This window comes from Campylobacter sp. MIT 21-1684 (genome assembly GCF_026241315.1).
Lineage (GTDB): Bacteria > Campylobacterota > Campylobacteria > Campylobacterales > Campylobacteraceae > Campylobacter_D.
The window spans coordinates 56,555-69,036 of the sequence record NZ_JAPHNA010000006.1; the positions used below are offsets into that span (position 1 = coordinate 56,555).

A 12,482-nucleotide genomic window follows, 5' to 3' on the forward strand; every position below is an offset into this window, starting at 1 on the left:
TTAAGATAATTGGTCTTTGATGACATCACCTAATGTTATTTTATCATCGTTGTTAATCCTGTTTAAATCCTCACGTTCTTTTAATTTTACAAGATTCTTAATACTTAAACGAATTCTATTTTTTTTCTCATCAATAAAAATAATTACAGCTTCAATATCATCACCGGGGTTTAAATTCTCAAATTTTGCTACACTAATATCTTCTTTATGAATAAGAGCATCGACATTTTTACTTAATTCTACAAAGACTCCAAAATCCTTAATGTCGCGAATTTTTCCTTTAACCATATCGCCTAATTTATGATTTTTGGCATATTCTTGAATTGGACTTTCGCTAAGCTCTTTAACACTTAAAGATATTTTTTGATTTTCCTCATCAATTTTGATAATCTTAACCCTTACTTGTTCTCCTGTTTTAAACAAATCTTTACACTTATCATTGCGATTCCAAGAAACATCTTCATTATGCAAAAGTCCTTCTATACCTTCAAGCTTCACAAAAGCACCAAAAGAAGTCGTTGAAGTAATGACGCCATTTACAATATCACCAAGCTTATGGTTTTTTACAAAAATATCAAAAGGTTTGGCAAGTAAATTTCTTAAAGACACTCTTAATCTTCTTTCATTTGAATTTATTTCTATCACTTCTACATCAATTTCCTGTCCTTTAGAAATATAATCTTTGGGATTTTTAATATTTTTATCCCAAGAGATTTCACTAATGTGTAAAAAACCCTCTATATCATTTCCTAAATCCACAAAAGCACCATAAGGTTCAATATTTGAGACAATAACCTTAATAGTATCACCTACTTCTAAGTTATCTTTAATTTCGCTCCAAGGATCAGGCAAAGCAGCTTTAATTGATAAAGATAAATGCTTGCGTTCTTTGTCATATTTTATAACCTTGACAGGTACCTTATCGCCTTCTTTGTATAACATACTAGGATTTACAGGTCCCTTATATGAAATCTCACTGTAATGTACAAGTCCATCAACACCGCCAACATCGACAAACATACCATAAGTGGTAATTTTTTTTACTATACCTTGAATGGCACCTTGTTGTTGAGAAATCATATCAATAAGTTCTTTACGTTTTTTTCTCTCATCGTCAAGAATTTTTTTACGAGACACAATAATGCTTTGCTCTTCTTTATCAATTTTAATAATCTTTACTTTAAATTTTTTACCAAGACTATTACTCATTTCTTTAAAACCATATTGAGACTTCGGTAAGAAAAATTCTACATCATCTTCATTAATAACTACGAGCCCACCTTTGTTTTTACCAGTAACTTTTACTTCTAAAATAATTTCATCATCTTTATAATTTTCTATAAATTTAGCTACTTTCTCTTTTCTTAAAGCTTTCATATGAGAGAGGAGAGATTTTCCACCACGAGAACCTATAATAGCAACTTTTATGGTGTCATTAACGCCAAATGACATTGTATTGTTTTCATCTTGAATTTCACTAAGTGGCAAAATACCTTCTGATTTTCTGCCTATATCTATATAAACTTCATCATTCCTGATATCTACAATCACACCTTCAGTAACAGCTTCCTGTTTTTCTCTATCAAATTCTTCTAAAAGCTGCCCAAAATCCTCATCTTCAAGATAATCATCTGCGTTGCTTTGAATCTTTTTATTCACCCCGCTCATCATTTTCCTTTTCTTAAGACAATATAATATGCTTCTATTATATCTTATTTTTGTGTAATTCGCGTTAATTCTTTATTATTTTTTTTAATAGTAAATCTTTTACAAATTAAAACTTTCTATTTTTTCCACAACTTCACGAATAATCCAATCAGGAGTACTCGCTCCAGCACTAATGCCACAATGTCGTTTTTGCAAAAACCATTCTTTTTGCAATTCTTCACTTCTTTCAATAAGATAGCTATGAGGACAATTGCTTTGAGCGATTAAAAAAAGTTGCTTTGTATTTGCAGAATTCTTCCCTCCAACAACAATCATTACATCACTTCTCAAAGAAAGCTCTTTAACAGCATCTTGATTCTTAAAAGTTGCATCGCAGATAGTGTTAAAAACACGCACTTCTTTTACTCGCAATATTAAGAAATTGACTATCTCCATAAAATCTTGCACTTTTTTTGTTGTTTGACTTACTACGGCAATTTTATGAGGTAATTTTTTATCTTCTAGTTCTTTAATATCTAAAATAACATAAGCTTTTGTGCTTACATAGCTTTTTACCCCTTTTACTTCTGGATGATTTTCATCTCCAAAAATGACCACCTCATATCCTTCATTGCTCATTTGTTCGCAAATTTGTTGTGGTTTTGTTACAAAAGGACAAGTAGCATCATAAATTTCAATATTCTTTTTCTTTAATTCGGTCAAATCTTGTTTAGTGATACCGTGAGTTCTAATGATAGCTTTCTTTTCATTATTTAAAGCGTGAATGCTGTCTAGGGTTTTTACATTAAAATCCTTTTGCAAACGTAAAATTTCTTCATTATTATGAATCAATGGTCCAATCGTAACTGCATCTTTAATATGTTCAGCTTTTTTAATTGCTCTTTTAACACCAAAGCAAAAACCATAATTTTTCGCCAATTCAATAAGCAATTTCTACTCCCAAATCAGATAAGAGTTCTTTAAACTTTGGAAAAGAAGTTTTAATACACTCACTCTCATCAATCTCCATCCCACATACTAAACCCAATACAGCAAAACTCATTGCTATACGATGATCTCCAAAACTCTCTATTTTTGCAAATTTTGGTATTCCGCCTTTAACACAAAAACCATCATCAAGTTCTTTAGCTTCTATACCACATTTTTGCAAATTTAACACGACAGCTTTGATTCTATCACTCTCTTTTACGCGCAGTTCTTTAGCATTTCGCAAAACACTTTCTCCTTTTGCACAAGCAAAAGCAATAGCAAGAGCAGGAGCTTCATCAATAAGCCAAGAAATATTTTCACTAACTTGTACTGCACGGAGATGGCTAAAACTTGCACAAATTTCACCCACAGTTTCAAAATGGTTTTCAAGAATTGTTAATTCTATATTCGCACCCATATTCTGTAAAACTGTATAAGCTTGAATGCGAGTAGGATTTAACAAAACATTGCGGATACAAATTTTAGAATCTGGTACAAGCAAAGCGGATAAAACAAAATAAAAAACTGATGAAGGATCATTTGGTATAGTAATATCAAGATTTTTTAAAGGTTTTGTAAGTGGAAAAATTTCAAGACTTAATCCATCTTCAGAACGAATCAAAGGCGCATTCATAGCTTCAAGCATATTTTCACTATGATTACGACTGAGAGAAAGTTCTTTAAATCTTGAAGGAGTTTTAGCATTAAAACCTGCTAAAATCATCGCTGTTTTCACTTGTGCTGATGAAATTTCACTTGTATATTCAAATCCTTCAAGTTTAGAACCTTCTATACATAAAGGGGCCAAATTGGCTTCATCTCTGCCATAAATTTTTGCTCCTATTTGTTTTAAAGGCTCACTAATTCTTTTCATAGGCCTATTATTTAAATATTTATCCCCGCTTAAAACAAAAAAACCAGAAATACCGCTTAAAAACCCTATCATTAAACGCATAGTTGTTCCGGAATTTCCACATTCTAAAACAGAATTTACAGATTCAATTTTTTTTGGAGCTACTATACTAATTTCATTTCCTATTCTTTTAACGCTTGCGCCTAACTTTTCAACAAGCTGTAATGTATGTAAAGTATCCTCTGCTAGTAGATAATTTTTCGCCCTATTTTCTCCACTAGATAAAAGAGAGAAAATACTAAAACGATGTGAAATACTTTTATCTGCAGCTATATTTGAAAGCGTGGCATTAAGAGGTTTGCAAATTTTTTGAATTTTCATCGTAGTTGAAGACCTAATGTTTGAAAGCTTTGTAAAATCTTATCCATACATAAAACAACTTCACTATCCTCTAAGGTTTTATCTTGCGCTCTAAAAACAAAATGAAGAGTTAAACTGTATGAGTCTTTTAAAGTCTCATCATTATAAATATCTACCACTCTAAAACTTTCGAGTAAATCTAATTGTAAATTTTGAATGCAGTTTTTGATTTTTTCATACTCGTAATCTTTTGAAATAAGAATGCTTAAATCTCTACTTATACTTGGAAATTTAGAATACAAACGAACCTGTTTTCGTTCTTGCTGTATCAATTCACAATCAAATTCGCAAACATAAGTTTTAGTCAAGTTTTTTTTACGCTCTAATTGCAAATGCAAACGACCGATAAAACCTATATGCACTCCATTTATGATAAGTTTTGCTTGCTCATAAGGACTTAAAAAAACATAATCAGAATTTTGAAGTTCAAAGTCTCCTACAATATTTTTGACATCAAGTAAAAAATCATAAAAATTGACAAAATCAGGTTTTGCTTTATTTGAAATTTTAGCTTCTTCTTTGTAACCACAATGTATTAAAGCCATACGTTCGCGTTCTTTATTATCGCTAGTAAAAACAATACCGCTTTCAAAAAGTTTAATCATTTTTTTTGAATTTTTCACATTAAGACTTGCCGCATTTAATAAATGATTTAAAAGCGTTGTTCTTAAAGTGTTTAATTCCTCTGTTATAGGATTTATAAGCTTAAGTTTTGCTTGCTCAAAACCAAAATCTTCAAGTTCTTTTTGATTGTCTAAAATATAATGCAAACTTTCAAAATACCCATTATTCGCAGCTTTTTCTCTTAATTTAAGAAGTTTTTTATACTGTTTATAATTTTGATTGAAACGATTTTTTTCAACAAATTCTAAAGGCTTAGAAGTAATATTATCAATACCAACCATTCGGACTATTTCTTCACAAATATCAGCTAAATTTTTGATATCAGGTCTATGCAATGGTGCTTTAACATTAATAAGCTTTTTATTGGAAAAAATCAATTCAAATCCTATCTTTTTTAGGATTCTTAAAATTTCATCTTTATCAACATCTTGACCTATCATAACATTAATATCTTCAATATTTAAAGCTATAATAGGAAATTTTTTATTGTTTGAAATTTGCTGTGATGAGCTATAAATATCTGCATTTGAAATAAGCTGCAATTGAGAAAGTAAAAAATCTATCCCTAAATGCAGTCTCGGTTCGCTTCCTCGAAAACTCCTATAAAGAATTTTCTCATCTTGGATTTTATAGCTTTTTTTTGCTTTAGCAATAACAGAAGGATCTGTATAATGTGCTTCTATTATGACTATTTTACTTTTTTCATCACATTTACCTATAGGTTCTTGATAAATCCCACTCACGCTTAAAAGTTGATTTTTACAAGAAACTGTACTCTCTCCTTTTTTTGCTTTTTGTATATTGAATATAATTTCATTATCGTCTTTGTTTAAACGACTACAATTGTAAGCATTAAAAAGCACTCCTGTCGAATGTGTAGCATAGTTTAATAAATTATCAATAGCGTTTTCTCCCAACATATCAATCTGTGCAAGTCGCAACATAATAAGTAAATTAAGCTGTATAGAATTCTTAAATTCAACAACTTTATAATGAAAAAAACTATTTAGTTTATCTTGTACAGCAACTCTTAAAACTCTGCCTATGCCTAAAACATTTTCATTTTCTTTAGCAGTATTACTCTCTTTTAAATCTAAATTCCAAAATGCAGCCAAATCTCTTGCTATACCATAAATACTTAAACAATCGCCTCTATTTGGAGTAAGTTCAATTTCAATTAACCAATCATCAAATAGCTCATAACTATTTAAAGATCTTCCTGTTTCAAGCTGTCCTATACTTTCATCTAAAACCATAATGCCTTCATTGATTTTTGCAAAACCTAATTCAATACTAGAACAAAGCATACCGCACGATTCTACACCGCGTAGCTTTGCTTTTTTGATTTGAATTCCATTTGGCAAGCAAGCACCCTCAAGCGCCACGGCAACAAATTGTCCTGCTTGAACATTTTTTGCTCCACAAACAATTTGCAATGTTTCTTTTCCAACATCAACCTGACAAATACTTAACTTCTCAGAATTTTCGTGTTTGGTTTTTTCTTTAACAAAACCGACCACAACTTTATCTGGAGTTTTCAAACTACAAGTTTTTTCTACTTCTAAGCCTATAGCATTCAGTGCTTGTGCTGTTGTCTCTAAAGTATCATTTTTAAATTCTAAAAAATTGTGCAACCAAGTCTTTGTAAGTATCATTTGAATTGCTCCAATAGTCGTAAATCTCCTTCAAATAAAGAGCGTAAATCAGGTATTTGATGTAAGAGCATTGCAAATCTTTCAACTCCAAGTCCAAAAGCATAACCACTTACATTTTCATATCCCACAAATTTATAAACATTAGGATCAACGATACCACAACCTAATACTTCAAGCCAAGTTGTTTGCTTACAAATTCTACATCCACAACCCTTGCAAAATACGCAAGAAATATCAACTTCAGCAGAAGGTTCTGTAAAAGGAAAAAAACTTGGACGAAAACGTACTTTTACTTCCCCGAACATATAATGTAAAAAATCCTCTAATATACTTTTAAGATTAGCAAAACTTACTTTTTGTCCTTCTTCAACAACAAGTCCTTCAACTTGATGGAACATTGGAGTGTGTGTCAGGTCAAAATCGCGTCGAAAAACAGGTCCAGGAGCTATCGCTCTTATAGGCGGTTTTTGCGACAACATAGTACGAATTTGCACAGGTGAAGTGTGTGTTCTCAAAAGTCTTTTATCATCAAAATAAAAAGAATCCTGCATATCTCTTGCAGGATGTGATTTTGGTAAATTGAGTGCCTCAAAATTGTGAAAATCATCTTCAAGCAATGGTCCTTTTTCTATACTGAAATTCAAAGCTGTAAAATACTCTATAATTGAATCCATAGTACTCATTACAGGATGCAAAGCTCCTGATTGAGAATTTTCGTCAAAATAGCTTTTGTTGAGAGTTTCTTTTTTCATTATCTCTTTGAAAGACAGTTCTTCTAACATTTTCCATTTAGAATGAAATGCTTGATAAAAAATTTCTTTCTGTTTGTTAAGTTCCGCAGCAAAAGCTTTTTTTTCTTCTACTTCTAAAGTCTTTAGCTTAGCAAACTGCTCAGTTAATATGCCCTTTCTGCCGAGCACTGAAATTCTAAGATTCTCTAATTCTTGCAGACTATTACAATTTTCAATTTGTTGAATACTTTCTTGCAAATTTTTATCCTCAATAACAATTTCTTTGTGTAATTTAATTTTAATAAAAAATAATTTAATTTCAGCATAATAAAGATATAATTTTAACTTAACAATAAAAATAATCAAGGAGATATGATGAGAGAAAAAACTGTTTTTGAGCTTATAATTGAAGGGAAACTCCCTTGCAATAAGGTTTTAGAGAATAATGATTTTTTAGCTTTTCACGACATTAAACCAAGAGCTCCTATTCATATTTTAATTATTCCAAAGAAACATTTTAAAGATTTTCAAGAATTTGATCCTGCTTTAATGGGAAAAATGACAAATTTTATACAAGAACTTGCTGTGCTTTTAGGACTTGATAAAACAGGCTATAGACTTCTAACAAATTGCGGTAAAGATAGTGGGCAAGAAGTATTTCATTTGCACTTTCATATGCTCGGGGGCTTAAAACTTCCTAGAGAAATTGCTCAAGCAGATGAACCTACACAAGCCTTATTTTGATAAGCAAATTACAAATTTTGATCTGCTAAAAACCTTTCGATAAGTTTAATTTGCTTCTCTACACTTTCAGGAGAGCTAGAACCCTCGCTTTGCTTTGCATTTAAAGAAGTATGAAAATTGAGAATTTGCATTACACTCTCATCGAATATAGGATTGATTTGAGACAAGTTTTCAATATCACAAATATCAACTCCTCTTTTTTCTGCTTCTGCAACAATAGAACCTACGATGAAATGTGCTTGTCGAAAAGGGATTTTCTTTTCACGCACTAAAAAATCTGCTAAATCTGTTGCCAATAAATGTCCTTGTTTGCAAGCTTTTAGCATATTTTCCTTATTTATTGTGATTTCTTTTAAAAGGGCGTTTAATATGATCAAGCTTTCTTTAGCAGTGCGAACACTATCAAAAAGCCCTTCTTTATCTTCTTGCATATCTTTATTGTATGCAAGAGGTAAAGCTTTCATTGTAGTTAGAAGTGCTATTAAATTTCCATAAACTCTCCCGGTTTTTCCTCGTATAAGCTCACAAACGTCGGGGTTTTTCTTTTGTGGCATAATAGAACTTCCTGTTGAAAAACTCTCACTCATATCAAGAAATTGAAATTCTGTACTTGAAAAAAGAATAAGCTCTTCGCAAAATCTGGAAGTATGCGTAAAAATAACAGCAATATCATAGAGTAAATCAAGCACAAAATCTCTATCGCTTACAGCATCCATAGCATTAGGCATAATATCTTTAAAACCAAGTTCTTTAGCACTCATTCGTCTATCAGTCTTATAACTTGTCCCTGCACAAGCACAACTTCCAAGAGGAGAAAAATCAGCCATTTCGTAAGAATTCCTAAGTCTTTGTATATCGCGCAAAAACATAAAAATATATGCCAAAACATAGAAAGAAAAACTTATAATTTGAGCGTGCTGCAAATGGGTAAAACTTGGCATGATAGTGTTTTTATGCGCCTTTGCGTGTTCTAACAAGGTCAGCACAAGCTCTTTTAGTAAATTGATAAGCTCTAAATGACTCTCTTTTACAAAAAGCTTGAAATCCGTTGCAACTTGATCATTGCGACTTCTTGCAGTATGAAGTTTTCCGCCGATTTCAGCACCTACTAATTGACTCAATCTTTTTTCAATGGCCATATGAATATCTTCATCTTCTATATCAAAAAGAAAACTTCCACTTTGTATTTCATCTTCAATTTGTTTTAAGCCTTTTAATAAAACTTCAAGTTCATTTTGAGTAAGAATTTGACAAGCAGCAAGCATTTTAGCGTGTGCGATAGACCCTCGAATGTCGTGCTTAAATAAAATTTTATCAATATTTAAACTTGCATTAAATTCTTTCAAGAGCTTATCGCTACTGCTAAGAAAACGTCCTGACCATATTTGATTTTTCATCATCTTCCTTGCAATTTTAAATTGTAGGACCGAATTTGCTATATTCAATACCCTCTTTTACATCTTCATAACGTTTAAAATTTTTTACAAACATCCTTGCAAGTTCATCACGCGTTTTAATATACTCATTTTTTTCTTTCCAAGTATTTATAGGATTTAAGAGTCTGCTTTCAACTCCTTCTAAACTTTTAGGAATTTGAAGATTAAAAATATCAAAAATATCAAATTCACACTCTTGTATGCTTCCATTTAAAATTGCATTAATACAAGCCCTTGTGGTTTTAATACTCATTCTTTCGCCCACACCATAACTTCCTCCGCTCCAACCTGTATTAACAAGATAAACATTAACTTTGTGTTTGGAAATTTTTTCACCAAGCAAACGTGCATATACAGTTGGATGAAGTGGCATAAAAGGTTCTCCAAAACAAGCAGAAAAAGTTGCTTGAGGTTCTGTAATTCCTCTTTCAGTACCAGCAACTTTTGCTGTATAACCACTTAAAAAATAGTACATAGCCTGCTCTTTACTTAACTTACTTACAGGTGGTAAAACCCCGAAAGCATCAGCACTTAAAAAAATGATATTTTTAGGGTGAGGAGCCTTTAAACTTACTTCATAGTTTTCAATATGTTCAATCGGATAGGAAACTCTTGTATTTTCTGTTTTTAAATCAGAATCATAATCCACACTTTTATCATCTCGCAAAACTACATTTTCTAAAAGAGCATTTCTTTTGATGGCACCATAGATTTCAGGCTCATATTTTGGATTAAGATTGATTGTTTTTGCATAGCATCCACCTTCAAAATTAAACACACCTTCATCATCCCAACCGTGTTCATCATCACCTATAAGTTTTCTGTTTGGATCTGTTGAAAGTGTAGTTTTTCCAGTTCCACTTAACCCGAAAAACAAAGCTGTATCTGCTTTTTCACCAACATTAGCACTACAGTGCATAGAAAGCTTTCCTTCAAGTGGTAACCAATAATTCATCATTGAAAAAATTCCTTTTTTCATCTCACCACCATACCAAGTTCCACCTATTACTGCAATATTTTCTTCTATATCAAAAAGAACAAAAACTTCAGAATTTAAATTATCATTCTTATAGTCTTCATTAACACATTTGCAAGCATTATAAACAATAAAATCAGGAGTAAAATCCTCAAGCTCCTTTTCACTTGGGCGAATAAACATATTTTTAACAAAATGTGCCTGCCAAGCTATCTCTGTAACAAAACGTACAGCTCTTCTACTCTGTAAAGAAGCTCCACAATATACATCTTGTACGTAAATATCCTTAGCACTTAATTGTTCTCTTGCTTTTTGTAAAAGTTTGTCAAAAAGCTCCTTACTAAGTGCTTGATTAATAGTGCCCCAAGCAATATATTTTTGCGAAGGATCTTGCTTGACAAAATACTTATCTTTTGGACTTCTTCCTGTAAAAATTCCCGTATCTACACAAAAAGCACCATTAGTAGCGCATTCTCCTTCTTTATTTTCAATCTCGTGTCTGTAAAGTTCATCATAAGTAAGGTTATGATAAATCTTTTTGATGTCTTTTAATTTTAAATTTTCAAATTTTTGCATTTGTAACCTTTCTATTCTTTGTAAAACGCAAGTACTTGATTTTCACTTACACTCTCACCAGTTTTTACACAAAGTTCTGCGATAATACCATCTTTGGTTGCACTTACTTCAATTTCCATTTTCATAGCTTCTAATACCATAATAACTTGACCTGCTTTTACTTCATCGCCTTCATTAATATAGATTTTAAAAACATTTCCTGAAATTTCAGCCACTAAAGCAGAATCTTTCCTGCCCTCTTCTTTAGAATCATATTTTTCACTTGTATCATTTTTCTTTACATTTTTAATATTAACATCTTTATCAAAACCTTCATTCACTTCAATATGATATTTATTGCCATTGACAGAAACAGTAAATTGATTCTGATTTGGATTGTAAGTCCTTTGAACCCCCTTTCGAATATTTACTTTTGCTTCGCCTTTGAGAAAGCTAATACCTTTATCTTTACAGGCAGCAGCTATAAAAATGTTTTCCTCATTAACTTCTATGTTTTCTTTTTCAAGCAGAGTTTTAATAAAAGCTATACTTTTGCTTTCATCTCTATCAGCTATATCAAGGGCAGATTCATTTGTAGGTTTTAAATTTAATTGTTTTGCGGCAAGTTCTACAATTTCAGGATCAGGTTTTACAGGGGTTTTTCCAAAATATCCTAAAACCATTTTTCCATAACCATCGGCGATTTTTTTCCATTTGCCAAATAAAACATTGTTAAAAGCCTGCTGAAAATAAAATTGAGATACAGGCGTAACCGAAGTTCCAAATCCTCCTTTCGCTACAACTTCACGCATAGCTTGAATAACTTGTGGAAATTTGTCTAAAATATTATTGTCTCTCATCATTTGAGTATTAGCGGTTAAAGCGCCTCCGGGCATTGGTGAAAAAGGGATTAAAGGACTTACCGTAGTTGCTTCAGGTGGAAGAAAATACTCCTTCATACACTCTTGAAATACTTCTTCATACTGAAGAATCTTTGTCTCATCTAAACCAAAATCAAAATTTTTGCCTTTAATAGCGTGCAGCATAGTAAGAATATCTGGCTGACTTGTGCCACCGCTTACAGGGCTTGCAGCTAAATCAATACCATCAACACCTGCCTCTAAAGCAGCTAAATAGCAAGATACACTCACTCCGGCTGTTTCGTGGGTGTGGAGTCGTATATGGGTATTACTTGGAAGAATCTTTCTTGCCATCTTCACTGTTTCATAAATTTTATTCGGATTTGAAGTTCCACTTGCATCTTTAAAACACAGACTGTCAAAAGGTATATCAGTCTGTAAAATATCTTTAAGAATTCTTTCATAAAAAGGTATATCGTGAGCTCCTTTACATTCAGGAGGTAAATCCATTAAGGTAATTGTTATTTCGTGTTTTAAGCCATATTTTTTAATACATTCTGCACTAAATTGAAGATTATTCACATCATTTAAAGCATCAAAATTTCTTATAGTTGTTGTACCGTGTTTGGCAAAAAGTTTAGCGTGTAAATCAACAAGATCTCGACTTCCTGTGTCTAAAGTTACCGTATTGACACCTCTTGACAAAGTTTGTAAATTAGCTTCTTTACCTACTATTTCTCTAAATTTATCCATCATAACAAAAGCATCTTCATTAAGATAAAAATAAAGACTTTGAAACCTTGCTCCACCGCCAAACTCAAAATGTGATATTCCTGCTTCTTTTGCTGCTTGAAGTGCTGGAAAAAAATCGTCCATTAAAACTCTGGCTCCATACACAGATTGGAAGCCATCTCTAAAACTTGTATCCATAATATCTATAAATTTCTTTGCCATATACAAAATTTCCTTAATTTAAAAAATTGAATAAAAA

9 protein-coding genes are annotated in these 12,482 nt (G+C 31.7%); 1 reads left to right on the forward strand and 8 read right to left on the reverse strand.

The genetic code is table 11. The features are described 5' to 3' along the window. The 5 genes from OQH62_RS03775 to pheS all read right to left on the reverse strand — a co-directional run bounded on the left by OQH62_RS03775 (position 1) and on the right by pheS (position 7,178). Positions 1–1,668, reverse strand: a complete 1,668-nt coding sequence (locus tag OQH62_RS03775; RefSeq protein WP_266013985.1) for a 30S ribosomal protein S1 — start codon at positions 1,666–1,668, stop codon at positions 1–3. A 99-nt stretch (positions 1,669–1,767) separates the two neighbouring features. Next, positions 1,768–2,598 (reverse strand): 4-hydroxy-3-methylbut-2-enyl diphosphate reductase, encoded by an 831-nt coding sequence (locus OQH62_RS03780; RefSeq protein WP_266013987.1) that lies wholly within the window; start codon positions 2,596–2,598, stop codon positions 1,768–1,770. Beyond that, on the reverse strand, positions 2,588–3,871 hold the full coding sequence (gene aroA, locus OQH62_RS03785; RefSeq protein WP_266013990.1) for a 3-phosphoshikimate 1-carboxyvinyltransferase: 1,284 nt from the start codon (positions 3,869–3,871) through the stop codon (positions 2,588–2,590). The genes OQH62_RS03780 and aroA overlap by 11 nt, the downstream gene beginning before the upstream one ends. Next, the gene (gene pheT / locus OQH62_RS03790) at positions 3,868–6,189 is read right to left on the reverse strand and encodes a phenylalanine--tRNA ligase subunit beta (RefSeq protein ID WP_266013992.1); all 2,322 of its coding nucleotides are present in this window, start codon (positions 6,187–6,189) and stop codon (positions 3,868–3,870) included. The genes aroA and pheT overlap by 4 nt, the downstream gene beginning before the upstream one ends. After that, a complete protein-coding gene (pheS, locus tag OQH62_RS03795; protein WP_266013995.1) occupies positions 6,186–7,178 on the reverse strand; it encodes a phenylalanine--tRNA ligase subunit alpha in 993 nt (330 codons plus the stop codon). Before pheS ends, pheT begins: the two co-directional genes overlap by 4 nt. Positions 7,179–7,295: 117 nt before the next feature. Here pheS and OQH62_RS03800 point away from each other — a divergent pair, with 117 nt between their 5' ends. After that, positions 7,296–7,664, forward strand: a complete 369-nt coding sequence (locus OQH62_RS03800; protein ID WP_266013998.1) for a histidine triad nucleotide-binding protein — start codon at positions 7,296–7,298, stop codon at positions 7,662–7,664. An 8-nt stretch (positions 7,665–7,672) separates the two neighbouring features. On the opposite strand, the gene argH is transcribed toward OQH62_RS03800, so the two are convergent. The 3 genes from argH to OQH62_RS03815 are packed head-to-tail and all read right to left on the reverse strand — an operon-like array spanning position 7,673 to position 12,445. Beyond that, positions 7,673–9,061: an argininosuccinate lyase gene (gene argH / locus OQH62_RS03805; RefSeq protein WP_266014001.1), complete on the reverse strand. Its 1,389-nt coding sequence runs from the start codon at positions 9,059–9,061 to the stop codon at positions 7,673–7,675. 16 nt (positions 9,062–9,077) lie between these two features. Beyond that, positions 9,078–10,652 carry a phosphoenolpyruvate carboxykinase (ATP) gene (gene pckA / locus OQH62_RS03810; RefSeq protein WP_266014004.1) on the reverse strand — a complete coding sequence of 525 codons (1,575 nt, stop codon included), beginning with the start codon at positions 10,650–10,652 and terminating at the stop codon, positions 9,078–9,080. A gap of 11 nt (positions 10,653–10,663) precedes the next feature. Beyond that, the gene (locus OQH62_RS03815) at positions 10,664–12,445 is read right to left on the reverse strand and encodes a biotin/lipoyl-containing protein (protein ID WP_266014007.1); all 1,782 of its coding nucleotides are present in this window, start codon (positions 12,443–12,445) and stop codon (positions 10,664–10,666) included. Between the last annotated feature and the right edge of the window lie 37 nt (positions 12,446–12,482).

Bases quoted from the DNA above. Each gene is read 5' to 3' on its own strand.
- OQH62_RS03815 (WP_266014007.1), bottom strand. From the start codon at position 12,445: ATGGCAAAGAAATTTATAGATATTATGGATACAAGTTTTAGAGATGGC.
- pckA (WP_266014004.1), bottom strand. From the start codon at position 10,652: ATGCAAAAATTTGAAAATTTAAAATTAAAAGACATCAAAAAGATTTAT.
- aroA (WP_266013990.1), bottom strand. From the start codon at position 3,871: ATGAAAATTCAAAAAATTTGCAAACCTCTTAATGCCACGCTTTCAAAT.
- pheT (WP_266013992.1), bottom strand. From the start codon at position 6,189: ATGATACTTACAAAGACTTGGTTGCACAATTTTTTAGAATTTAAAAAT.
- OQH62_RS03775 (WP_266013985.1), bottom strand. From the start codon at position 1,668: ATGAGCGGGGTGAATAAAAAGATTCAAAGCAACGCAGATGATTATCTT.
- argH (WP_266014001.1), bottom strand. From the start codon at position 9,061: ATGAAAAATCAAATATGGTCAGGACGTTTTCTTAGCAGTAGCGATAAG.
- OQH62_RS03800 (WP_266013998.1), top strand. From the start codon at position 7,296: ATGAGAGAAAAAACTGTTTTTGAGCTTATAATTGAAGGGAAACTCCCT.